This window comes from Actinoplanes sp. NPDC049265 (genome assembly GCF_043197135.1).
GTDB lineage: Bacteria > Actinomycetota > Actinomycetes > Mycobacteriales > Micromonosporaceae > Actinoplanes.
On the sequence record NZ_JBICSP010000001.1, the window covers coordinates 841,171 to 862,013 of the forward strand.

Here is a 20,843-nt window from a genome sequence, read left to right on the forward strand (position 1 = left end):
TTGCGCTGGTGAGCGACAATCCTGCCCGTGACGGCACGTGTCCTGGTGGCTGACGACGATCCCAAGCACGCTCAGCTCATCCGCCTCTACCTGGAGCGGGAAGGGCACCAGGTCATGACCGTGGGTGATGGCCGGGCGGCGCTGGATGTGGCCCGGTCCCGGCGGCCCGACCTGATCGTGCTGGACGTGATGATGCCGCTGGTCGACGGCCTGGACGTGTGCCGCATCCTGCGGGCCGAGTCCAACGTCGCGATCCTGCTGGTCACCGCCCGCTCCTCGGAGAACGACATGCTCCTGGGGCTGGACATCGGCGCCGACGACTACCTGGCCAAGCCGGTCAGCCCGCGCGAGCTGACCGCCCGGGTCCGCGCCCTGCTGCGGCGCGTACGGGCCGGCGAGGAGCAGTCGTCGATCGTCCGGGTCGGCGACCTCGAGGTGGACACCGGCCGCTTCGAGGTACGGGTGTCCGGCGAGCCGGTCGCGCTGACCGCCAAGGAGTTCGGCATCCTCGAACTGCTGGCCCGCGAACCCGGCCGGGTCTTCACCCGCGGCCAGATCATCGACAAGACGTTCGGCTTCGAGCACGACGTGTCCGAGCGCACTGTCGACGCCCACGTGGTCAACCTCCGCCGCAAGATCGAGGCGAACCCGGCCGAGCCCAAGTACGTGCAGACCGTGTACGGCCGCGGCTACCGGATGGCCGAGCAGTGAGTTTCCGCCTGCGCGTCTTCGCGCTGGTGGTGCTCGTGGCGATCTCGGCCATCGTGGCCACCGCCTGGCTGACGCTCAGCCTGACCAGCCGCGAGGTGGCCCGCTCCCAGCAGGCGGAGGCGACCCATCAGGCCACGATCGTCCAGCGGGTACGCGACTACGGGCTGCGCAACGGCCGATGGCCCGGCGTCGACCAGGTCGTCGCCGAGCTGGCCGGCTCGACCGGACTGCACATCCAGCTGCGGACCGCGGACGGCACGGTGCTCACCGACTCGGACACCACCGAGGGCGCCCCGGCCAGCGTGCTGCGCGGCAGCGCCCTGACCATCGACCCGCAGCCCACCCTGGAGTGGACCCCCAGCGCCAGCAATCCGCAGGTCACCCGGGTCGGCGCGCCGCCGACCCTGCCCACCGACCTGTTCGCCGCCGCCGGATCCGCCCGTCCCGCACCGGCCGACCCCGCCGCGCGGGCCCTGCTGCAGGCCGCGCAGTATCGGGCCGCCCTGATCGCGGTCCGGTGCATCGCCGACCACAGCCCCGCCCGGCCCGCCCTCGACCTGGACCACGCGCCCTACCTGACCGCTAAGCAGATCAACGGCTTCCCGGCCTGTGTCACGGCCGCGGCCCACCAGGTCACCGCCGACACGTCCTGGGTCGCCGAGTTGCGTGGCACGCTGGTGCCCTGCGTCAGCAGCCGGTTCGGCACCGAGCGGGTCGAGAGCTGCCTGCAACAGGCCTACCTGCGCGGCGTCGCCGAGTTCTCGGCCGTGCCGTTGCGGCTCTACCTCGGCTTCCGCGACAACAGCTCGTTCACCGACCTGGGCCGCCCGGCGCTGATCGGTGTGGCCGGGCTGATCCTGATCGCGCTGGCCGGCACCGCCCTGATCGCCCGCCGCGTCACCCGTCCCGTCTGGCTGCTCACCGAGGCGTCGCTGCGCCTGGCCGACGGCAAACTCGACGTCCGGGTGCCGATCAAGGGGCGGGGCGAGCTGGCGCTGCTGTCGGCGTCGTTCAACGCGATGGCCGAGGCGGTGCAGAGCAGCGAGGAACGTCAGCGGCGGCTGATCGCCGACATCGCGCACGAGATGCGTACGCCGCTGTCGAACCTCCGCGGCTACCTGGAAGCCCTATCCGACGGTGTTGTCGACCCCAGCCGCGCCCTGTTCGTGTCCCTGCACGAGGAGACCCTGCTCCAGCGGCGCATCCTCGACGACCTGCAGGAACTCGCCCTGGCCGAGGCCGGTGACCTGACCTACTCGAAGGGGTCGTTCGACCTGGCCGACCTGGCCACGAACGCGGCCACCGCGCATCGGGCGGCCGCGGCCGAGGCGGGTGTGGAGCTGGAGGTCGTCGCCTCCGCGGAGACGTACGTCCGGGCCGACCCCGAACGGATCCGCCAGGTCATCGGCAACCTGCTCAGCAACGCCATCCGCTACACCGACCGGGACGGCCAGGTGACCCTGCGGGTCCGCCCCGACAAGTTCGAGGCGGTCCTGATCGTCGAGGACACCGGCGTCGGCATCACCCCCGACGACCTCCCGCGGGTGTTCGACCGCTTCTGGCGGGCCGACCCCGCCCGCCAGCGCGCCACCGGCGGCAGCGGTCTCGGCCTGACCATCGCCCACCGCATCGTCACCGACCACAACGGCCGCATCGCCGTGACCAGCGTGCCCGGCTCCGGCAGCACCTTCACCGTCCGCCTGCCCCTCGACCCCTGGGGCGGCGGCTCCTGACGCCGCCCTGCCCCGCCGCTCCCGCCTTCTCCTTCTCCACCTCGCGTTGCCGCGCGTTCCGGCCGTCTCCAGCTTGCGCGGGCGTCCCGTCCGGCCGTCCCTACCTTGTTTCGGGTGGATCAGACGGGCGGTTCGTGACACGGTGGCCTGGTGACCACCTCAGCCGAGCCGATCCGGATCGGGCTCGCCCTGGGCGGCGGCGCCGTCCGCGGAACCGCCCACATCGGCGTCCTCGAGGTGCTGGAAAAGGCCGGCCTGGAACCGGCCATCCTCACCGGGACCAGCGCCGGCGCTTTGGTTGGAGCCCTGTACGCGGCCGGCGCGACCGCCGCCGAGATCAGCGCCCACGCCCACTCCCTGCGCTGGGCCAGACTGGTCCGCCCCGCCCGCACCCGCAAGGCCCTCTTCGACACCCGGCACCTGGCCGCGTTCCTCGACGAGTTGCTCGACGGCCGTGACTTCGACCAACTGATTCGCCCCTTCGCCGCCGTGGCCTGCGACCTGACCACCGGCGCCCGGGTCGTCATGCGCGACGGCCCCGTGTCCACGGCGGTGCTGGCCAGCGCGGCCATCCCCGGCGTCTTCCCGCCGGTGATGCGGGACGACCGGATGCTCGTCGACGGCGGCCTGGTCGACATGGTCCCGGCCCGGCTGGCCCGCGACCTGGGCGCCGACATCGTGGTCGCGGTCGACGTGTCCGGGCCGCTTCCCCGCCGCCCGCCGACCACCCTGGTCCATGTGATGGTGGCGGTCAGCGCCCTGCAGCCCGGCGGCACGAGCCGGCTGTCCGAGGAGGCCGACCTGGTGCTCTCTCCCCAGGTGGACGGCTACGCCTTCTGGGAACTGTCCCGCATCACCGAGTTCGAACAGGCCGGCCGCGCCGCCGCCGAACACGCCCTGCCCCTGCTGACCGCCCTGACCAGCACCGCCGCCGTACGCCGCGAATGGGAACGCACCCGACCAGGAGATCCCCATGCCTGACGCCTCGCCCACCACCCCCTCGTCTCCCACCTCCGGCCGTTCCGTCGCGGCACGGTTGTTCGGTGCCCGGGACGTCCGGGTCCAGGATGAGGACGCTCCGGTGCCAGGCGCGGGGGAGTCGCTGGTCGAGGTGACGTCGGTGGGCCTGTGCGGGTCGGACCTGCACTGGTTCACCGAGGGGTCGATCGGCGACGCCACGCTCGCCCGCCCCCTGGTGCTGGGCCACGAGATGGCCGGCGTGATCCGGGGCGGCCCCTCGGACGGTACGCGGGTGGCGATCGACCCGGCCGTACCCTGCGAATCCTGCCCCCAATGCGCCCGCGGCGACGTCAACCTCTGTCCTGACGTGGTCTTCGCCGGCCACGGCACCTGCGACGGCGGCCTGCGCCGGCAGATGGCCTGGCCGACCGACCGCCTGGTGCCGCTGCCCGACTCCCTCTCCGACGACGAGGGCGCCCTGCTCGAACCGCTCGGCGTGGCCGTGCACGCGCTCGACCTCGGTCACCTGAGGGTGGCGAGCACGGTCGGCGTGGTCGGCTGCGGCCCGATCGGCCTGTTCCTGGTGCAGCTGGCCCGCCTGGCCGGCGCCACCCGGGTCCTGGCCGCCGACCCGCTGCCCCACCGACTCGACGCGGCTGTCAAGTTCGGCGCCGAGCCGGTCACCGAGCCGGACCGAAGCGCCGCCGACGTCGTCTTCGAGGTAGGCGGCAACGACACCTCCATCGACGCCTCGCTGCACCTGGCCCGCCCCGGCGCCCGCGTCGTCATCGTCGGCATCCCCGACGGCGACCGCACCTCGTTCCCGGCGTCGGTGGCCCGCCGCAAGGGTCTGACCTTGGTCATGTCCCGCCGGATGGGCGAGGTCTACCCCCGAACGATCGCCCTCGCCACCAGCGGGCGCCTCGACCTGTCCACGCTGGTCACCGCCGCGTTTCCCCTGACCGGCATCGACGAGGCCCTGTCCGTTGCGGTGGCCCGCGCCGGCCTCAAGGTGGTCGTCCACCCGCAAGCCTGAGCCGCCGCTCTTCCCCATCCGCGCTCCCGTTCCCCCTCGGTCCCGTTCCCGCGCTCCTGTTCCCCCCGCCCCCCGTCTCCCCGCGTCCCCGGTTCCCCTGCGTTCTCGTTTCCCTGCTCCCTCCGGTTCCCCCGGGCCCCCGTTCCCCTGCGCTTCTTAGTCCTACTTCGCGTCTCCTCCTCCGGGCTCCTGTCTCCCTGTGCGTTGTTCCCTCCGCGTGCTCTGTCCGCGTGCGTTTCCCGCGCTCCTTCACCCGTCCCGGCCAAGCCTTTCGGCCTGCGTCGAATGGCACGCCGCCCACCACCGGCGGCCGCGCACCATCGTTGCGTTGGCTCGACGGGAGGTGGCCGATGCGGATCATTCGGTGGGCGGCGATCATGCTGGTGGCATTGGCGGTCGTGGCGGGATGCGAACCGTCGCGACCGAATTCGACGCCATCCGGAGCCGCGCCTTCCAGTGCTGCGCCTCCCGCCGGCGCCCCTTCTCCGTCGGGCGGCCACTCAACCGCGGATCTCGCTCGCAGCCGGCGGGCGCTTTCCGCCGAGGAGCGGGCGCTGGTGCACCGGGCCGAGGAAAAGTTGATCGCGGCATGCATGCGCCGGCAGGGTTTCGCCTACACGGTGGTCGAGCCGGCGCCGGATCCCGGCGATTTTCCGTACGGCAACGACGACGCGCTTTTCGCGGCGCGGCATGGCTTCGGCATCGCGTACGCGAAAGAAGCCGTCGACGCCACCCGCGAGCGCGACCCCAACCGCCGTTACCTGGCCGGACTGAGCGCCGAGCGCCGCGAGGCGTACGGCGTGGCCCTCGACGGCGACCGCGCCGACCCGGTGAGGGTCGTGCTGCCCGACGGCGCGGCGCTGCACCAGAGCGGACGCGGTTGCACCTCCGACGCCCAGCGCCGGCTCTACGGCGACCTCGCCGCCTGGCTGCGCACTCGCACCCTGGTCGAACGCCTGGCCTTGGACGCCGGCCCCGGGGTGGCCGCGGACCCGCGTTACCGGGCCGCGCTGGCCACCTGGGCCGCATGCATGTCCCGCCGTGGCTACCGGGTCACTGACCCGCAGCACTTGCGCGAACTAGTGCCTCCGGCCACTCACGGCGGGCCCGGAGCGGCCGAGATCCGCGCGGCCACCGCCGAGGCCGGGTGCGCGTCCGGGGCCCGGCTGGTCACTACCGCGGGCGAGGTCGAGCGGTCCCTAGCCGACCGCGCCTACATCGAGAACAGGGAGGTGATCGAGGAATACCAGCGCCTGTCGGTACGGGCGCTGACCGTCGCACAACTGATCAACCGTCAACTCGAAGGGAACACGGGGAAATGAGCACACGAACCATCCGCGCCGCCTTCGCCATGCTTGTGGTGGCCGCGGCCGTCCTGATCGGCGCACCCCAGTCGGCACTGGCCGACCCGGGCGCGCCGCCGCCCACCCGCGCGGGCTTGGTGGCCGACTCCGCCCACGAGCCGGGCGCGTCATCGGCCACCCGCACGGGGAAGCTGGCCGCCGCCCACGATCCGAGCACGCCGTCGGGCAAGCGGGCGAGCCTCCTGGCCGACTCCTACTACGACCCGAACTGCGGCTACACCCACTTCTGCGTCTGGTACCTCAGCGGCTACATGACCCCTAAGTGGGAGACCGCCGGCAACGACGACAACTGGGGCGACGGCATCGCCGACAACCCCCAGGAGGTCGAGGACGACGACATGAGCTGGGCCAACAACGGCAGCCCATGCGGAGGCTGCGACCACGTCCGCGTCTACAACGGCCGCTCCCGAACCGGCGGCGTGACCCTCTGCGTCCACCGCGGCCAGTGGCTCGAGGAGCCCAGCGGCCAGGTAACCGTGAACGCCGCCAACAGGGGCGCCTCCCACCGTTGGGGCGGCGAGTGCGGATCAGGCGAGCCGCACATCCCGTTCGGCTGACCGTCGGGCGGCGCCGGAACCCAACCGGCGCCGCCCTCACGCCCGTCGTTCTTGGGCTGGTCGTTCTTGGGCTGGTCGTTCTTGGGCCGGTTGTTCTTGGGCCGGTTGTTCTTGGGCCGGTCGTCCTCGCGCCGGCCGTTCTCAGGCCCGCTGCTCTCAGGCTCTTTGCCCTCGGGCCCGCCGCCGTGTCGCTCGTGTCGCCATGTCACGCCACGCCTTGTCACTCACGCCGCGCTCACCCCGCCCCTTCGCGTTGTTCGCCTCGCGTTCTTGCCGCCGAGCATCCTCAGTGCCTGTCACACGCGCCCTACAACGCAGGCTGTGCCCGCGTCACCCGCCCCCCGTCCGCGATGTCACGAGCGCTGCCTTCTATCGCGCCGCCAAGGCGGATCGGAGCCAGTGGTAGGACTCCTTCGGCGTACGTTGCTGGGTCTCGAAATCCATTCGCACCAGGCCGAAGCGCTGGCTGTAGCCCTCCCGCCACTCGAAGTTGTCCATCAGCGACCAGATGTAGTAGCCGCGCACATCCACCCCGGCCTCGATCGCGCCGCGCAGGGCATCGAGGTGGCCGCGCAGGTAGTCGATGCGGAACGTGTCGTCGGTGCCGTCGGGTGTCGAGCAACCATTCTCGGTGATGTAGACCGGCGGCAGCGCGTCGCCATAGGTGTCCTTCAGCCCGACCAACAGGTCGCGCAGGCCACCGGGCACGACCGGCCAGCCGAAAGCGGTGGTCGGCACACCCTCGATCGGACGCGGGTCGAACGGCAGGTCGGCGTCGGCCGCCGCGGCCGCGATGCGGGTCGGGTTGTAGTAGTTGATGCCGAGCGCGTCCAGGGGCGTGTGGATGGTCGCCAGGTCGCCGTCGCGAATCAGGTCGCCGAGGAACTCGCCGAGCATCTCGGGGTAGGTGCCGAGCAGGATCGGGTCGTTGAAGAGCCGGTTGTGGAAGCTGTCGTAGACCGCCGCGGCCATCACGTCGGCCTCGTCGTCAGTGGCCGGCAGAACCGGGCTGCAGTTGTTGGTGATCATCACCTCGGTGGCGCCGCGCTCGCGCAGTACGGTCGTCGCGAGCCCGTGCCCGAGCAACTGGTGGTGTGCCACCGGAAGCGCGCCGAACATCAGCGATTTGCCTGGGGCGCCGCCACCCCACGCGTACCCCTCGGCCATGTGAACGACCGGCTCGTTGAGTGTGATCCAGCGGTGCACCCGGTCGCCGAGCCGATCGGCGACGAGCCCGGCGTACTCGGCGAAGCGCTCCGCCGTCGACCGGCTCAGCCAACCGCCCTGGTCCTCCAGCGCCTGGGGCAGGTCCCAGTGGAACAGCGTCGGCAGCGGGGCGATCCCACGCTGCAGCAACGCATCGACCAACCGCTCGTAGAAGTCGAGCCCCGCCGCGTTCGGCGCACCGCTTCCGGTGGGTTGGACCCGCGGCCAGGCGATCGAGAAACGGTACGCGTCGACCCCCAGGTCGGCCATCAGAGCCACGTCCTCGGGCCAGCGGTGATAGTGATCGCACGCCACATCACCGGTGTCACCGTTTTTCACCCGCCCCGGCGTGTGCGCGAACGTGTCCCACACCGAGGGGCCGCGGCCGTCCTCGGCGACCGCCCCCTCGATCTGATAGGCGGCCGTCGACACGCCGATCTCGAACCCGTCCGGAAACCCCGCCAGCGCATTCACGCCGCCGACGATACCAACGGACCGTCTCAACGGCCGTCGAACCAGTTCTAGAACTCCCGCTCATCATGTGCTACAACTTAGCGCATGAGTTCTAGAACTGTCGACCCGCCGATCGGAGCGGGGCGCTTCGGGGAGTACGGCGGTCGCTTCGTCCCCGAGTCGCTGGTGCCGGCCTGCGAGGACGTCGAGCGGGCGTTCCGCGACGCCTGGGGCGACGCCGGCTTCCGGGCCCATCTCGACCACCTCCTTCGTGTCTACGCCGGACGGCCGACGCCGGTCACGCCCGCCCTGCGGTTGTCTGAGGAACTGCGCGTCACCGTCCTGCTCAAGCGCGAGGATCTGGCGCACACCGGCTCACACAAGATCAACAATGTCCTGGGTCAGGCACTGCTGGCCCAGCGGATGGGCAAGAGGCGGCTGATCGCCGAGACCGGCGCCGGCTCGCACGGTGTGGCCACGGCGACCGCCGGGGCGCTGCTCGGCATGCCCACCACCGTCTTCATGGGAGAGCGCGACATCGAGCGGCAGGCGCTCAACGTCTTCCGCATGCGGACTCTGGGGGCCGAGGTCGTGCCGGTCAGCACCGGCAGCCGCACACTCAAGGACGCCTGCACCGAGGCGTTGCGCCACTGGGTGACGGCCGTGGACGACAGTCATTACTGCCTCGGCTCGGTCATGGGCCCACACCCCTACCCGTGGATGGTCCGCGAGTTCCAGCGGGTGATCGGCGATGAGGCGCGCGGCCAGCTCGAGATGATCCCCGACTTCGTCGTCGCCTGTGTGGGTGGAGGATCCAATGCGGCGGGTACGTTCGCAGCCTTCCTGGACACGCCGGCCCGGCTGATCGGGGTCGAAGCCGAGGACGGCGCGGCCGTGACGGCGGGGTCCGACGGCATCCTCCACGGGTTCCGCACCAGGGTTCTGCAGGATGCCGAGGGCCAGATTGCCGAGGCGCACTCGATCGCTCCCGGGCTCGACTACCCGGGCGTCGGTCCCGAGCACGCCTGGCTCGCGGGCACCGGCCAGGCGCGATACGTCACCGCGGGCGACGCCGACGTGGTGGCGGCCGTCCACCGGCTGGCCAGGGCCGAGGGCATCATCTGCGCCCTCGAGTCGGCGCACGCGGTGGCCTGGCTGGTCAACGCCGTCGCCACGGGTGAGATCCGGCGTGGCGCGACGGTGCTGCTGACCCTGTCCGGCCGTGGTGACAAAGACATGGCAACTCTGATGGAGGCGACGTGAACACACTGGAGGCGCACACCCGCCACGTGCGGGATGCGGGGCGCAAGCTGCTTGTTCCGTACGTGACCGGCGGCGTGACCAGCAACTGGACCGACTATCCGCGCGCCGCGGCCGACGCGGGCGCCGACGTCATCGAGATCGGGCTGCCGTTCTCCGACCCGATGCTCGACGGACCGGCCATCCAGCGGGCCTCCGACGCCGCGCTGGCGGGCGGCGCCTCGGTTGACGGCATCCTCGACGACATCGCCCGCCTCGACCTGCGATTGCCGCTGGTCGCGATGACTTACGCCAACCTGGTCTTCCGTCGCGGCGCGGCCTGGTTCTGCGAGGCGTTGCGGGCGGCCGGCGTCTCCGGGCTCATCGTCCCCGACGTTCCGGTCGACGAGGTGGACGAGTTGTCGACCGCCGCCACCGGCCTCGACGTGGTTTTGCTGGTGTCGCCGGCGACGACTCCCGGGCGGCTGCGCGAGATCGCCAGGCGGAGCAGCGGCTTCGTGTACGCCGTGAGCCTGATGGGCACCACCGGCGCCCGGGATGCGCTACCGGCGACCGCCGGTGACCTCGCGCAGCAGGTAAAGGCGGCCACCGACCTGCCCGTACTGCTCGGGTTCGGCGTGTCCACGCCGGCCTCCGCGCGTGCCGCGGCTGCTCGTGCCGACGGTGTTATCGTGGGCTCGGCCTTGATGCAGCAGGTGCTCGACGGCGCCTCACCCGGAGCCGTCGGGGTCGGCCTCGCGCGGATGCGCGCGGCGCTGGACGGCCCCGATGACTGACGGAGTGTCCCGTGGCGGTGAGGGATGGCGAGCGGCGCGAGCCGAAATACGCCACGATCGCCGCCGACCTTCAGCACCGCATCGCGATCGGCGAGTTCCGGCCCGGGCAGGCACTGCCGCCGCAGCGGGAGCTGAGCACGTCCTACGGCGTCACGCTGATGACCCTGCGGCAGGCGCTCGGTCAGCTCGCCGACCAGGGCCTGGTGAGCCAGGAGCCGGGGCGCGGGACTTTCGTCTCCGGTCCCAAGGCGGCCCACACGATGGGCCCGCTGCGGAGCCTCTCCGACGACCTGCGGGCGCAGGGACACACGGTGGACACGGTGGTCCTGGCCCGCGAGGAGGTCACCCTGCCCGACTGGGTGGCCGAGCGGCTCGGTCGCCCGGCCGGCTCGCCCGGTCTGCGCATCGAGCGCCTGCGCCGCCTCGGGACCACCCCGGCGATCCACCAGACGTCCTGGGTCCCGGGGGAGTTCACGCGCCAGATGGCGGGGGTCGACCTCTCGGTGACGTCGCTCTACGACGCGCTCGCCGCCGTCGGCACCACAGTGGTACGTGCCGACGAACGGCTCGCACCGGCGCTGCTGGAGGACGCCCTCGCAGCGATGCTCAACCGTCCGGCGGGCGCGCCGGTCCTGCACAGCGACCGCACGACCTACGCCGAGAACGACATCGCGGTGGTGTTCGACCGCGCGACCATCCTGGGCGACCTGATCGAAGTCCGGGCGGTCCATACCCGAGGGGCGACGGCTTCCGCCTTCCCGGCACTCCGGTAGGCCGGTCCGCGCGGTGGAGGCGCACGGTGGGGTTGAGTGCGACAGGAGCCGGTGTTGCGGGAGCCGGGCGCGGTGGCGTGGGCGCTGCGAGGACGGACGTGGACGGCGCGATCCGGCTGCAGGCGGGGGTGTCGCTGGGGTCGGGCCTCTGATCTTCGAGACGTCGGGGCTCTACCTGGACCTGGGCTCGGGCCAGATCCACGCGTATTCGGGCCGAACCCGACCTGCGCCCACCACGTCGCGGTGGTGGGGGAGACCGAGATCATAGGCGCCGACGCCGGCCCGCAGGGCAAGATCGCATTAACTACAAAGAAGGACAACGGCCTGTTCAAGGCGGCTCGCGGCGGCTCTCGGCGGGCTGGTCGAGTCGGGCGGCTACGGGAAGATCGTGGCCCGCTGGAACCTGACCAACGAGGCGAGCGAGATCAACCCGCCGGGCCTGCCGATCGACGGGAAGTGACGATGAGCATCGCGGAGACGGTCGGGCCGGGGGTGCTGGACAACCCCGCGTGGGCCGCGCTGTGTGGTCCGCATGCACGGTTCGCCGAGGTTCGCGGGCAGGCCGGGCGCTACCACCCGGACGTCGCGCCCTGGCACGGGCTGGCCGATCCGGCTGACCCGGCGGCCTGGTCCGACCTGGCCGCTCTGGTCGGGCCGGGCGTCGAGATCACTCTGGCCGGTGTGCCCGAGGCCGACCGGCCGGGCTGGGAACGCGGCCTGACGGTCGAGGGCGTGCAGCTGATCGACGTGGCGTTGCGGGCCGAACCCGACCCGGACGCGGTAGTGCTGGGTGCCGACGACGTTCCGGAGATGCTGGATCTGGTCCGGCGTACCCAGCCCGGCCCGTTCCTGCAGCGGACCGTGGAGATGGGCACCTACCTGGGCCTGCGCAGCGGCGGACGGCTGGTGGCGATGGCGGGCGAGCGGCTGCACCCGCCAGGCTGGACCGAGATCAGCGCGGTGTGCACGGATCCCGCCTTCCGCGGCCGCGGATACGCCACCCGCCTGGTCCGCGCCGTGGCGGCGGGGATCCGGGGCCGTGGCGAGACGCCGTTCCTGCACGCCTCGGCCAGTAACGTGGCGGCGATCCGGCTCTACGAGTCGATCGGTTTCACGCTGCGCAAGCGGTTGAGCTTCACGGCTTACCGAACGAGCCGCTGACCCCCCAGCAAACCGGCCACCGCCAAGGGCCACTACCGCAGCCGTCGGTGGTAGCCAGGGGTGGCTTCCGCGAGGCGGTCACTGCCGAGGGCTACTACCGCAGCGGTCGGTGGTAGCCAGGGGCGGCGTGCGCGAGGCGGTCACTGCCGAGGGCTACTACCGCAGCGGTCGGTGGTAGCCGGGGGCGGCTTCCGCGAGGCGGTCACCGCCGAGGGCTACCACCGGGGTTGGGCGGTGGTCGTCATGGGCGGCGTGCGCGAGGCGGTCACTGCCGAGGGCTACCACTGGGGTTGGGCGGTGGTCGTCATGGGCGGCGTGCGCGAGGCGATCACCGCCAGGGGCTGCCGCCGCAGCGGTCAGTGGTAGTCAGGGGTGGCATTCGCGAGGCGGATGCCGCGGAGGGCTAACCACTGGGTGGCGGTGGTAGGCGGGGCGGCGTTGGAGGGGCGGATGCCGCGGAGGGCTACCACTGGGGTTGGCGGGGGATTAGGGGGCGGAGACGGGGAGGGCGGCGACGGTGTCGCGGAGGGAACGGAGGAGGGCGTCCGTCAGCGGGTCGGGGCGGCGCCGCCGGGCTGTCACCACGCCGACGTGGCGGCACGGACCAGGCGGCGTCAGCGGCACGGCGACCAGGCCGCCCTGGTCGGCCACCAGCGCCACCTGCGGGATCATGCTGATGCCGACCCCGGCCCGGACCAGCGACTGCGCGAAGACGTAATCGGTCCCACGGCAGGCCACGTCGGGCTCGTACCCGGCCAGCGCCGTGTAGCGGTCGAGCATGTCGCCCATCTCCAGGCAGCCGTGCACCCAGCGCTCCCCGGCCAGGTCGGCGATCCGCAGCGTGTCCCGTTCGGCGAAGCGGTGCCCGGCCGGCAGGACCACGAACATCGGGTCCTCCATCAGCGGCGTCCAGATCAGCCCGGACCGGTCGCCCGGCCGGACCGGCGGCGGCCCGTCGAAGTGGTAGACCAGCGCCAGGTCGGCCTCGCCCGAGCGGACCTGCGGAAGGCTGTCCTCGGGGTCGCGTTCGAGCACGGTGAACTCGACGCCGGGCCGGTCGGCGGCCAGCCGGCGCAGCGCGGCGGGCAGCAGGCGCTGGCCACCGCTGGTGAACGTGGCGACGGTCATCCGGTCGGTCGGGGCGTGGGCGAGGCGGTCCAGCTCCTTCTCGGTACGCGCCAGCTCCGCGGTCACCGCCTCCGCCGTGGCCACGAGCAGCCGCCCGGCCTCGGTCAGCTCGACCCCGCGGGTGCTGCGCTCGACGACCGCCGCGCCGACGGCTCGTTCGAGGGCGCTGATCTGTTGCGACACCGCCGACGGGGTGAGCCGCAGCTCGGCCGCCGCCCGGTTGAAGCTGCCGTGCCGGGCGACCTCGGCCAGCACCTGGAGCCTGCGTACATCGATCATAAGTTTTCCTTAACACCTGACCAGCAAGTCGCCACTACCGCTTAACACCCTACGCCGAGAGGCTGGGGGTGTGAATCGTCGAGCGTGGTCCCTCTTCGTCCTGGTCTCCGTGCTGTGGGGCATCCCGTACCTGCTCATCAAGGTCGCCATCGAGGACCTGTCGCCGGGCCTGGTGGTAGCCGGCCGGGTCTTGATCGCCGCCCTGGTGCTCGTGCCATTCGCCGCGCGGCGGGGCACGCTCGTGGCCCTGCGCGGGCGCTACGGCACCGTGGCGACCATCGCGGTGATCCACGTGGTGATCCCGTTCCTGCTCATCACCTACGGGGAAACGCACATCACCTCCTCGCTGACCGGCCTGCTCATCGCCATCGAGCCGGCGGCCATCGCGCTGCTCATGCTGCGCCGCGAGCCGCTCACCCGGGGGCGGGCGGCGGGTCTGGTGGTCGGCTTCGCCGGTGTGGGGCTGCTGGTCGGGCTGGACGTCTCCGGCGACCGGCTGGGCCTGCTCGGCGCGGGCATGGTGCTGCTGGCCGCGCTCAGCTATGCCGTGGCGACGATCCTGGTGCAGCGCCGGGCCGCCGGTCTGCCTCCGGAGGCGCTGGCCGCCGGCACCACCTCGGTCGCCGCGGTGCTGCTGGCGCCGGTCGGCCTGCTCACGTTGCCCACCGCGCCGGTGCACGCGCTGTCCTGGGCCGCCCTGATCGGGCTGGGTCTGCTCTGCACGGCTCTGGCCATGCTCGCCTTCTACGAGCTGATCGGGCTGGCCGGTTCGGGCCGGGCGGGGCTGGTCACCTACGCCAACCCGGTGGTGGCGGTGCTGCTCGGAGTGATGCTGCTCAACGAGCCGTTCGGCGTACCCACCGCGGTCGGGTTCGCTCTGGTCGCCGCCGGTTGCTGGCTGTCGACGAGACGGCCGCGGCCGGGTCAGGAGGGGCGGTCGGTGACCGTCGAGCGCATGGTGCCGGCCGGCCAGGCACCGGCGAACGTCAGGTAGCCGACACCGGGGAACTGGGCCCGGCCCTGGTCGCGCGACGAGACCCAGCGGTTCGTGACCGCCCACGCCGATGAACTCGCCGCCGCCGCCGATGCCGCCGCCACCGGGGCCACCGCCACCGGGGCCGGGCCGACCGCGATGGTCGTGGTGCGGCGCCGCGTCCCGAGGGAGTTGAAGAGGCTCAGGCCGTTGGCCGTGATGGTCTCGCGCCGCCGGAGGAGGGCCACCACCCGGGCATGGTTACAGGGCGTCCGTTGTGGACGGAAGCGCGTGGGCGCGGCGGCGGGCCCGCCCGGCCGGCACCACCAGCGGCGTGTCGGTCTCGGGGTCGGCGATCACCCGGCACGGCATGCCGAACACCGACTCGACCAGGTCCGCGGTCATCACCTCGGCCGGCGCCCCCTGGGCCAGCACCTGCCCGCCGCGCATCACGATCAGCTCGGTGGCGTACCGGCAGGCGTGGTTGAGGTCGTGCAGCACGGCCACGATGGTGCGGCCCTGCTCGTGCAGGTCGGCGCAGAGGTCGAGCACCTCGAACTGGTGGGACAGGTCGAGGAAGGTGGTCGGTTCGTCGAGCAGCAGGATCGGGGTCTGCTGGGCCAGCGCCATGGCCAGCCAGACGCGCTGCCGCTGCCCGCCGGAGAGCTCGTCGACGAACCGGTCGGCCAGGTCGGTCACCTCGGTCTGCCGCATGGCGTCGCGGACGGCGGCCTCGTCCTCGGCCGACCACTGCCGCAGTACACGCTGGTGCGCGAACCGGCCGCGGGCGACCAGTTCCTCGACGACCACGCCGGACGGCACCACCGGGGACTGCGGGAGCATGCCGAGCTGCTTGGCGACCTGCTTCGACGGGTACGACGCGATCGCCTGCCCGTCCAGGTAGACGGCGCCGGACTGCGGTTTGAGCACCCGGGCGAGCGAGCGCAGCAGCGTCGACTTGCCGCAGGCGTTGGGTCCGACGATCACCGTGAACGAGCCGTCGGTGACGGTGACGTCGAGGTTCTCGGCCACCACCCGCCGGTCGTACGCCAGGGTCAGCTGGGAGGCCTGCAGACGAGCGGTCACCGGGCACCTCTCTCACGGAACAGCAACCAGGTCAGGTAGACGCCGCCGAGCGCCGCCGTGACGACGCCGACGGGAACGTCGTTGCCCGGCAGCGCGTGCTGGGCCAGCCAGTCGCCGGCGCTGAGCAGGGCGGCGCCCATCATCGCGGCGGGCAGCACCCCGGCGTGCGGTGATCGGGTCAGCTTCGCGGCCAGGGGAGGGGCGGCCAGCGCGACGAAGGCGACCGGTCCGGCCGCGGCGGTCGCCCCGGCCGACAGGCCGACGGCGGCGAGGGCGAGGATGGCCCGGCTTCGTTCGACGGGTACGCCGTGCAGCACCGCCGTCTCGTCGCCGAGCGCGAGCATGTCCAGATGCCGCGCCTGGTGCAGCACCACCGGCAGGAGCAGGGCCAGCGTGGCGGCGATCAGCCACACCTCGGTCCAGCCGCGCCCGTTCACGCTGCCGATCAGCCACACCTGCGCCGCGAGGGCCTCGTCCAGCCGCGCCCGGTAGATCAGGAACGAGTTGACCGAGTCGAGCAGCGCCGACACCCCGACGCCCATCAGCACCAGCCGGAACGGTTGCACTCCGCGGCGGAAGGCGAGCAGGTAGATGCCGGCCGCGGTGGCCAGGCAGCCGATGATGGCGCCGGCCGCGACCAGGTAGCCGCCGGCGTTCAGGATCAGGATGGTGATCAGCGCGCCGGTGGCCGCGCCGACGGTCAGGCCGACGAAGTCGGGGCTGCCCAGCGGGTTGCGGGTCAGGCCCTGGAAGATCGTGCCGCTGGCCCCGAGCGCCGCGCCGACCAGCAGTGTGACCAGCACCCGGGGCAGCCGCAGTTGGTAGACGATGAAGTCGGTGCCCGCGTCGCCCCGCCCGGCCAGGCTGCGCAGCACGTCGGCGACCGGCACCGGGAAGTCGCCGACGGACAGGTTGACCAGGGCGATGGCCAGGGCGACGAGGAGCAGGCCGGCGCCCACGACCAGGGCGCGGGTGTGCAGCCGCAGGGAGAGGCCACCGGCCCGGACGGTCAGGTGCGTGGTGGTCACAGCGAGCTCAGCTTCCGGCGGCGGCACAGGGCGATGAACAGCGGCGCGCCGAGGAAGGCGGTGACCACGCCGACGGGCAGTTCGGCCGGGGCCACCAGCACCCGGCCCAGCACGTCGGAGCCGAGGACCAGGACCGGACCGAGGAGCACGGAGTACGCGAGGATCCAGCGGTTGTCGGCGCCGGTGAACATGCGGGCGGCGTACGGCACGGCCAGCCCGACGAAGTAGAGCGGCCCGGCCGCGGCGGTGGCGGCGCCGCACAGCAGCGTGACCGCGGCGATCCCGAGCGCCCGGATCCGCGCCGGGTGCGCGCCCAGCGCGGTGGCCGCCTCGTCGCCCATGCTGAGCGCGTTGAGCTGCCGGCCGAGCGCCAGCGCGAGTGCGATGCCGGCCAGCAGGAACGGCCCGACCTGAGCGATCACGGCGTTGTCGCGGTCGGACAGCGATCCGATGTCCCAGTGCCGGTAGCGGTCGAACGTCTCGCGCCGGGTGACCAGTACGGCCCAGATCAGCGCGCCGAGCACGGCCGAGAACGCCACCCCGGCGAGCACCTGCCGCTCGGGGGTCGGTGCCCGGCCCGACCCGCCCAGCGCGAAGACGACGACCGAGGTGAGCGCCGCGCCGAGAAACGCGAACCACACGTAGCCGGTGACGCTGCCGATGCCCAGGAACGCGATGGCCACGACGACGCCGGTGGCGGCGCCGAGGTTGACGCCGAGCAGGCCGGGCTCGGCCAGCGGGTTGCGGGTGAGCGCCTGCATGACCGCGCCGGCCAGGCCGAGGGCGGCGCCGACACCGACCGCGAGGACGGTCCGGGGCAGCCGGATCTGGTGCACGATGACCGCTGCGGCGGAGCCGTCGTCGTGCCAGAGCACCTGCCAGACGGTGGCCGGCCCGAGGGAGCGGCTGCCGACGGCGACGCTCAGCACGACGGCGACGACCAGGGCCAAGGTTCCGGCGGCGAGGCCGGTCCAGCGGGTACGGCGGCGGGACGGCCGCACCGCGACCTGGGTCGATGCCTCTTCCGTCCCCGCGCTCATAAGGTGAGGCTAACCTACGCTGCCGTTGCCGGGTGACGGAGGCGCCGGCAGGCATCGATGAGGATCAAGACAGACCTCTGGTGTAACAGTCGACACGGACTTAATCTTCGTGAAACAAGTTCGTGTTTCGCGAGGGGGTCCCCCATGCTCCGACGCTCGCTCCTCGTCCTCCTGCTGGCCTCGGCCGGGCTCGTGCCGATCCAGGCGCAGCCGGCCGAAGCCGCCTTCAGCGCCGACGACTACTGCCTGGGCGAGTGCTCGGACATCCTGCCGCCGGGTGAGAACGGCGACGCCGACCTCGTCCAGATCCTCGCCAACCAGGCCTTCGGCACCCAGCCGCCACACGCCGACGACCAGCTCACGCCGTACGCCGACCTCGGCTACCGATACACCGGCCTGACCGGCGACCAGATCAACGCGTTCTTCAACGACAGCTCGTTCGGCGTGGCCGCCGCCGATGTGGAACGCAGCTACTCGCCGCGCTCCGACGTCACGATCGTCCGCGACCGGAAGGCCGGCATCCCGCACATCACCGGGACCACGCGGGCCGGCACGATGTTCGGCGCCGGGTACGCGGGCGCGCAGGACCGGCTCTTCCTGATGGACCTGATGCGCCACGTCGGGCGGGGCACGCTCACCCCGTTCGCCGGCGGCGCCGAGGGCAACCGGGAACTCGAGCAGAGCGTGTGGCGTACCTCGCCGTACCTCGAATCGGATCTGACCGCGCAGATCAACGCCCTGCGCGCGTCCGGGCCGCGGGGGCAGCAGCTCTACGACGACGTGCAGAGCTACCTGGCCGGGATCAACAAGTACGAGGCCGACTGCATGGCCGCCCGGGACTGTCCCGGCGAGTACGTGCTGACCGGGCACCTGGACGCGATCACCAACCAGGGCGGGCCGGAGCCGTTCGTACCCGAGGACCTGATCGCGATCGGCGGCGTCATCGGCGGCCTGTTCGGTGGGGGCGGCGGGCACGAGATGCAGTCCGCGCTGGTGCGCATCGCCGCCCGGGCCAAGTACGGAACCACCGCGGGCGATCAGGTGTGGCAGCAGTTCCGCGCCCAGAACGACCCGGAGACCGTGCTGACCCTGCACAACGGACAGTCCTTCCCGTACGGCGGAGGCGACCCGAACGCCGCCGGGGTCGCCATGCCGGACGCCGGGACCGCGACGCCGGCCCCGATCGTGTTCGACCGGACCGGCTCGGCGGCCACCGGCGCCTCCGGCGACAGCGCGATCGCGGACTCCCTGCGTACCCTCGAATTCGATTCTCACAAGGGCATGTCCAACGCGGCCGTGGTCTCCGCGGCCCACAGCGCCACCGGCCACCCGGTCGCGGTCTTCGGCCCGCAGACCGGCTACTTCGCGCCGCAGCTGCTGATGCTCCAGGAGCTGACCGGCCCCGGCATCCGCACCCGCGGCATCGCCTTCAGCGGACTCAACCTCTACACGCTGATCGGCCGCGGCCCGGACTACGCGTGGAGCGCCACCTCGTCACTGCAGGACATCACCGACACCTTCGCCGTGCGGCTGTGCGAGCCGGGCGGGGGCACGCCCACCGTCAACTCGGGCGGCTACCTCTACCACGGCCAGTGCCTGGCCATGGAGAACCTGACCCGCGCCAACGCCTGGAAGCCGACCACCGCCGACAGCACCGCGGCCGGCTCCTACCGGCTGACCGTCCAGCGCACCCGCTACGGCCTGGTCACCTGGCGCGGGCTGTCCGGCGGAACGCCGACCGCGTTCACCAACCTGCGCTCGACCTACCGGCACGAGGCCGATTCGGCCATCGGGTTCCAGATGTTCAACGAGACCGATCAGATGGGTACGCCGGCCGCGTTCCGCGCCAGCGCCTCGAACATCTCCTTCGCCTTCAACTGGTTCTACGTCAACTCCGCCGACGCGGCCATGTTCACCTCCGGCGCCCAGCCGGTCCGGGCCACCGGCGCCGACCCCAACCTGCCGACCCGCGCCGAACCGGCCTACGAGTGGCCGGGCTGGGATCCGCTGACCAACGTGGCGACCTACCAGCCGGCGTCCGCGCACCCGCAGGCGACCAACCAGGACTACTTCGTCAGCTGGAACAACAAGCAGGCGGCGGGCTACGGCGCGGCCGACGGCAACTTCAGCTTCGGCTCGGTGCACCGGGGCGAGCTGCTGGACAAGCCCCTGAAGGCGGGCATCGCGGCCGGGACCAAGTATGACCGGGCCGCCCTGGTCAAGGTCGTGCAGTCGGCCGCCACGGTCGACCTGCGCGGCTCCGAGGTGCTGCCGGTCCTGCTCCGGGTGATCGACACCGCCCCGGTCACGGACGCGACCCAGGCCGCCGCCGTGGCCAAGCTGCGGGCCTGGCTGGCCGCTGGGGCGCACCGACAGGAGACCGCGGCCGGTTCGAAGGCCTACGCCGACGCCGACGCGATCCGCATCTTCGACGCGTGGTGGCCGCGGCTGGCGCAGGCCGCCTTCCGCACCGGCCTCGGCGAGGACTTGTTCACCGCGCTGCTCGACACCCTGCAGATCAACGAGTCGCCGTCGGGTGGCCAGACCGGCCCGGTGTCCACGCTGCCCACCTCGGCCAACGAGTCCCAGGCGCACAAGGGCTCGTCCTTCCAGTACGGCTGGTGGGGCTGGGTCGACAAGGACCTGCGCGCCACCCTGGGCGACAGCGTCCCGCAGTGGAACACGAAGTACTGCGGCGGGGGAGCCGTCGGCGCCTGCCGGACCGCCCTGCTGACCAGCCTGTCGGCGGCCCTGGCGGAACCGGCCACCACCACCTATCCGGGCGACGACCTGTGCTCGGCCGGCGACCAGTGGTGCGCTGACGCGATCGTGCAGTCGCCGCTCGGCGGCATCAAGCATCGCCTGATCGCCTGGCAGAACCGCCCCACCTACCAGCAGGTCATTTCGTTCCCGGCCGGCCGCGGCGACGACGTCGGCAATTTGGCCGCCGACCGGCCGGTCACCGCCTCCAGCGTGCAGAGCGGCAACCCGGCGGCCAACGCGGTCGACGGCAGCCTCAGCACCCGGTGGGCCAGCTCGTGGTCCGACAACCAGTGGCTGCGGGTCGATCTGGGCAGCTCCCGGCCGGTCGCGCGGGCGCTGATCCGGTGGGAGTCGGCGTTCGCGTCCACGTACCGCGTCGAAACCTCACCCGACGGCACCACCTGGACCACGGTGGCCACCGTGGCCGGGGGCGACGGTGGCCTGGACACCGTCACCTTCCCGACCCGCACCGCCCGCTACCTGCGGGTCTTCGGGCAGAGCCGGGCCACGTCGTACGGCTTCTCGATCTACGAGCTGGAGGTGTACGGCCGGTAGG

At 72.3% G+C, this 20,843-nt stretch carries 19 protein-coding genes; 13 read left to right on the plus strand and 6 right to left on the minus strand.

All coding sequences use genetic code 11. The features are described 5' to 3' along the window. Positions 1 to 18: 18 nt before the first annotated feature. The 6 genes from ACGFIO_RS04095 (at position 19) to ACGFIO_RS04120 (ending at position 6,361) form a co-directional block, all read left to right on the plus strand. Complete coding sequence (locus tag ACGFIO_RS04095; protein ID WP_392822585.1) at positions 19 to 711, plus strand: response regulator transcription factor; 693 nt, start codon at positions 19 to 21, stop codon at positions 709 to 711. Further along, entirely contained in the window at positions 708 to 2,444 is a 1,737-nt protein-coding gene (locus tag ACGFIO_RS04100) for a sensor histidine kinase (protein ID WP_392821709.1), read from the plus strand. Before ACGFIO_RS04095 ends, ACGFIO_RS04100 begins: the two co-directional genes overlap by 4 nt. A 150-nt stretch (positions 2,445 to 2,594) precedes the next feature. Continuing rightward, positions 2,595 to 3,425 (plus strand): patatin-like phospholipase family protein, encoded by an 831-nt coding sequence (locus tag ACGFIO_RS04105; protein WP_392821712.1) that lies wholly within the window; start codon positions 2,595 to 2,597, stop codon positions 3,423 to 3,425. Continuing rightward, positions 3,418 to 4,440, plus strand: a complete 1,023-nt coding sequence (locus ACGFIO_RS04110; RefSeq protein WP_392821714.1) for a zinc-binding dehydrogenase — start codon at positions 3,418 to 3,420, stop codon at positions 4,438 to 4,440. The genes ACGFIO_RS04105 and ACGFIO_RS04110 overlap by 8 nt, the downstream gene beginning before the upstream one ends. Positions 4,441 to 5,033: 593 nt before the next feature. Then, the gene (locus ACGFIO_RS04115) at positions 5,034 to 5,762 is read left to right on the plus strand and encodes a hypothetical protein (RefSeq protein ID WP_392821716.1); all 729 of its coding nucleotides are present in this window, start codon (positions 5,034 to 5,036) and stop codon (positions 5,760 to 5,762) included. Beyond that, the gene (locus tag ACGFIO_RS04120; RefSeq protein WP_392821719.1) at positions 5,759 to 6,361 is read left to right on the plus strand and encodes a hypothetical protein; all 603 of its coding nucleotides are present in this window, start codon (positions 5,759 to 5,761) and stop codon (positions 6,359 to 6,361) included. Before ACGFIO_RS04115 ends, ACGFIO_RS04120 begins: the two co-directional genes overlap by 4 nt. A 369-nt stretch (positions 6,362 to 6,730) precedes the next feature. On the opposite strand, the gene ACGFIO_RS04125 is transcribed toward ACGFIO_RS04120, so the two are convergent. Continuing rightward, positions 6,731 to 8,041 (minus strand): GH1 family beta-glucosidase, encoded by a 1,311-nt coding sequence (locus ACGFIO_RS04125; protein ID WP_392821721.1) that lies wholly within the window; start codon positions 8,039 to 8,041, stop codon positions 6,731 to 6,733. An 84-nt stretch (positions 8,042 to 8,125) separates the two neighbouring features. On the opposite strand from ACGFIO_RS04125, the gene trpB reads away from it, so the two are divergent. The 5 genes from trpB to ACGFIO_RS04150 all read left to right on the plus strand — a co-directional run bounded on the left by trpB (position 8,126) and on the right by ACGFIO_RS04150 (position 12,356). Further along, complete coding sequence (trpB, locus tag ACGFIO_RS04130) at positions 8,126 to 9,283, plus strand: tryptophan synthase subunit beta (protein ID WP_392821724.1); 1,158 nt, start codon at positions 8,126 to 8,128, stop codon at positions 9,281 to 9,283. After that, on the plus strand, positions 9,280 to 10,056 hold the full coding sequence (gene trpA / locus ACGFIO_RS04135) for a tryptophan synthase subunit alpha (RefSeq protein ID WP_392821727.1): 777 nt from the start codon (positions 9,280 to 9,282) through the stop codon (positions 10,054 to 10,056). The genes trpB and trpA overlap by 4 nt, the downstream gene beginning before the upstream one ends. A gap of 11 nt (positions 10,057 to 10,067) precedes the next feature. Further along, positions 10,068 to 10,829: a GntR family transcriptional regulator gene (locus ACGFIO_RS04140; RefSeq protein ID WP_392821730.1), complete on the plus strand. Its 762-nt coding sequence runs from the start codon at positions 10,068 to 10,070 to the stop codon at positions 10,827 to 10,829. A gap of 462 nt (positions 10,830 to 11,291) precedes the next feature. Next, positions 11,292 to 11,990, plus strand: coding sequence for a GNAT family N-acetyltransferase (locus ACGFIO_RS04145; RefSeq protein ID WP_392821731.1), 699 nt, complete (start codon positions 11,292 to 11,294; stop codon positions 11,988 to 11,990). 171 nt (positions 11,991 to 12,161) lie between these two features. Beyond that, entirely contained in the window at positions 12,162 to 12,356 is a 195-nt protein-coding gene (locus tag ACGFIO_RS04150) for a hypothetical protein (RefSeq protein ID WP_392821733.1), read from the plus strand. Positions 12,357 to 12,476: 120 nt separating this feature from the next. On the opposite strand, the gene ACGFIO_RS04155 is transcribed toward ACGFIO_RS04150, so the two are convergent. Next, complete coding sequence (locus tag ACGFIO_RS04155; protein ID WP_392821736.1) at positions 12,477 to 13,397, minus strand: LysR family transcriptional regulator; 921 nt, start codon at positions 13,395 to 13,397, stop codon at positions 12,477 to 12,479. 70 nt (positions 13,398 to 13,467) lie between these two features. On the opposite strand from ACGFIO_RS04155, the gene ACGFIO_RS04160 reads away from it, so the two are divergent. Then, the gene (locus ACGFIO_RS04160; protein WP_392821739.1) at positions 13,468 to 14,391 is read left to right on the plus strand and encodes a DMT family transporter; all 924 of its coding nucleotides are present in this window, start codon (positions 13,468 to 13,470) and stop codon (positions 14,389 to 14,391) included. Here the strand turns inward: ACGFIO_RS04160 and ACGFIO_RS04165 are convergent. Genes ACGFIO_RS04165 through ACGFIO_RS04180 form a run of 4 tightly spaced genes read right to left on the minus strand, consistent with a single transcriptional unit; the run spans position 14,322 to position 17,524 of the window. Next, entirely contained in the window at positions 14,322 to 14,621 is a 300-nt protein-coding gene (locus ACGFIO_RS04165; RefSeq protein WP_392821741.1) for a hypothetical protein, read from the minus strand. The genes ACGFIO_RS04160 and ACGFIO_RS04165 overlap by 70 nt on opposite strands. 10 nt (positions 14,622 to 14,631) lie before the next feature. Then, positions 14,632 to 15,456 (minus strand): ABC transporter ATP-binding protein, encoded by an 825-nt coding sequence (locus tag ACGFIO_RS04170; RefSeq protein ID WP_392821744.1) that lies wholly within the window; start codon positions 15,454 to 15,456, stop codon positions 14,632 to 14,634. Beyond that, entirely contained in the window at positions 15,453 to 16,484 is a 1,032-nt protein-coding gene (locus tag ACGFIO_RS04175) for a FecCD family ABC transporter permease (RefSeq protein WP_392821746.1), read from the minus strand. Before ACGFIO_RS04175 ends, ACGFIO_RS04170 begins: the two co-directional genes overlap by 4 nt. Continuing rightward, entirely contained in the window at positions 16,481 to 17,524 is a 1,044-nt protein-coding gene (locus ACGFIO_RS04180; RefSeq protein WP_392821748.1) for a FecCD family ABC transporter permease, read from the minus strand. The genes ACGFIO_RS04175 and ACGFIO_RS04180 overlap by 4 nt, the downstream gene beginning before the upstream one ends. A 144-nt stretch (positions 17,525 to 17,668) precedes the next feature. Here ACGFIO_RS04180 and ACGFIO_RS04185 point away from each other — a divergent pair, with 144 nt between their 5' ends. After that, positions 17,669 to 20,842, plus strand: coding sequence for a penicillin acylase family protein (locus ACGFIO_RS04185; protein WP_392821751.1), 3,174 nt, complete (start codon positions 17,669 to 17,671; stop codon positions 20,840 to 20,842). The last annotated feature ends 1 nt before the right edge of the window (position 20,843 follow it).

Excerpts from the sequence above, each read along its gene's own strand:
- ACGFIO_RS04110 (WP_392821714.1), top strand. The coding sequence starts at position 3,418 with ATGCCTGACGCCTCGCCCACCACCCCCTCGTCTCCCACCTCCGGCCGT.
- ACGFIO_RS04115 (WP_392821716.1), top strand. The coding sequence starts at position 5,034 with ATGCGCCGGCAGGGTTTCGCCTACACGGTGGTCGAGCCGGCGCCGGAT.
- ACGFIO_RS04120 (WP_392821719.1), top strand. The coding sequence starts at position 5,759 with ATGAGCACACGAACCATCCGCGCCGCCTTCGCCATGCTTGTGGTGGCC.
- trpB (WP_392821724.1), top strand. The coding sequence starts at position 8,126 with ATGAGTTCTAGAACTGTCGACCCGCCGATCGGAGCGGGGCGCTTCGGG.
- ACGFIO_RS04145 (WP_392821731.1), top strand. The coding sequence starts at position 11,292 with ATGAGCATCGCGGAGACGGTCGGGCCGGGGGTGCTGGACAACCCCGCG.
- ACGFIO_RS04155 (WP_392821736.1), bottom strand. The coding sequence starts at position 13,397 with ATGATCGATGTACGCAGGCTCCAGGTGCTGGCCGAGGTCGCCCGGCAC.
- ACGFIO_RS04180 (WP_392821748.1), bottom strand. The coding sequence starts at position 17,524 with ATGAGCGCGGGGACGGAAGAGGCATCGACCCAGGTCGCGGTGCGGCCG.
- ACGFIO_RS04185 (WP_392821751.1), top strand. The coding sequence starts at position 17,669 with ATGCTCCGACGCTCGCTCCTCGTCCTCCTGCTGGCCTCGGCCGGGCTC.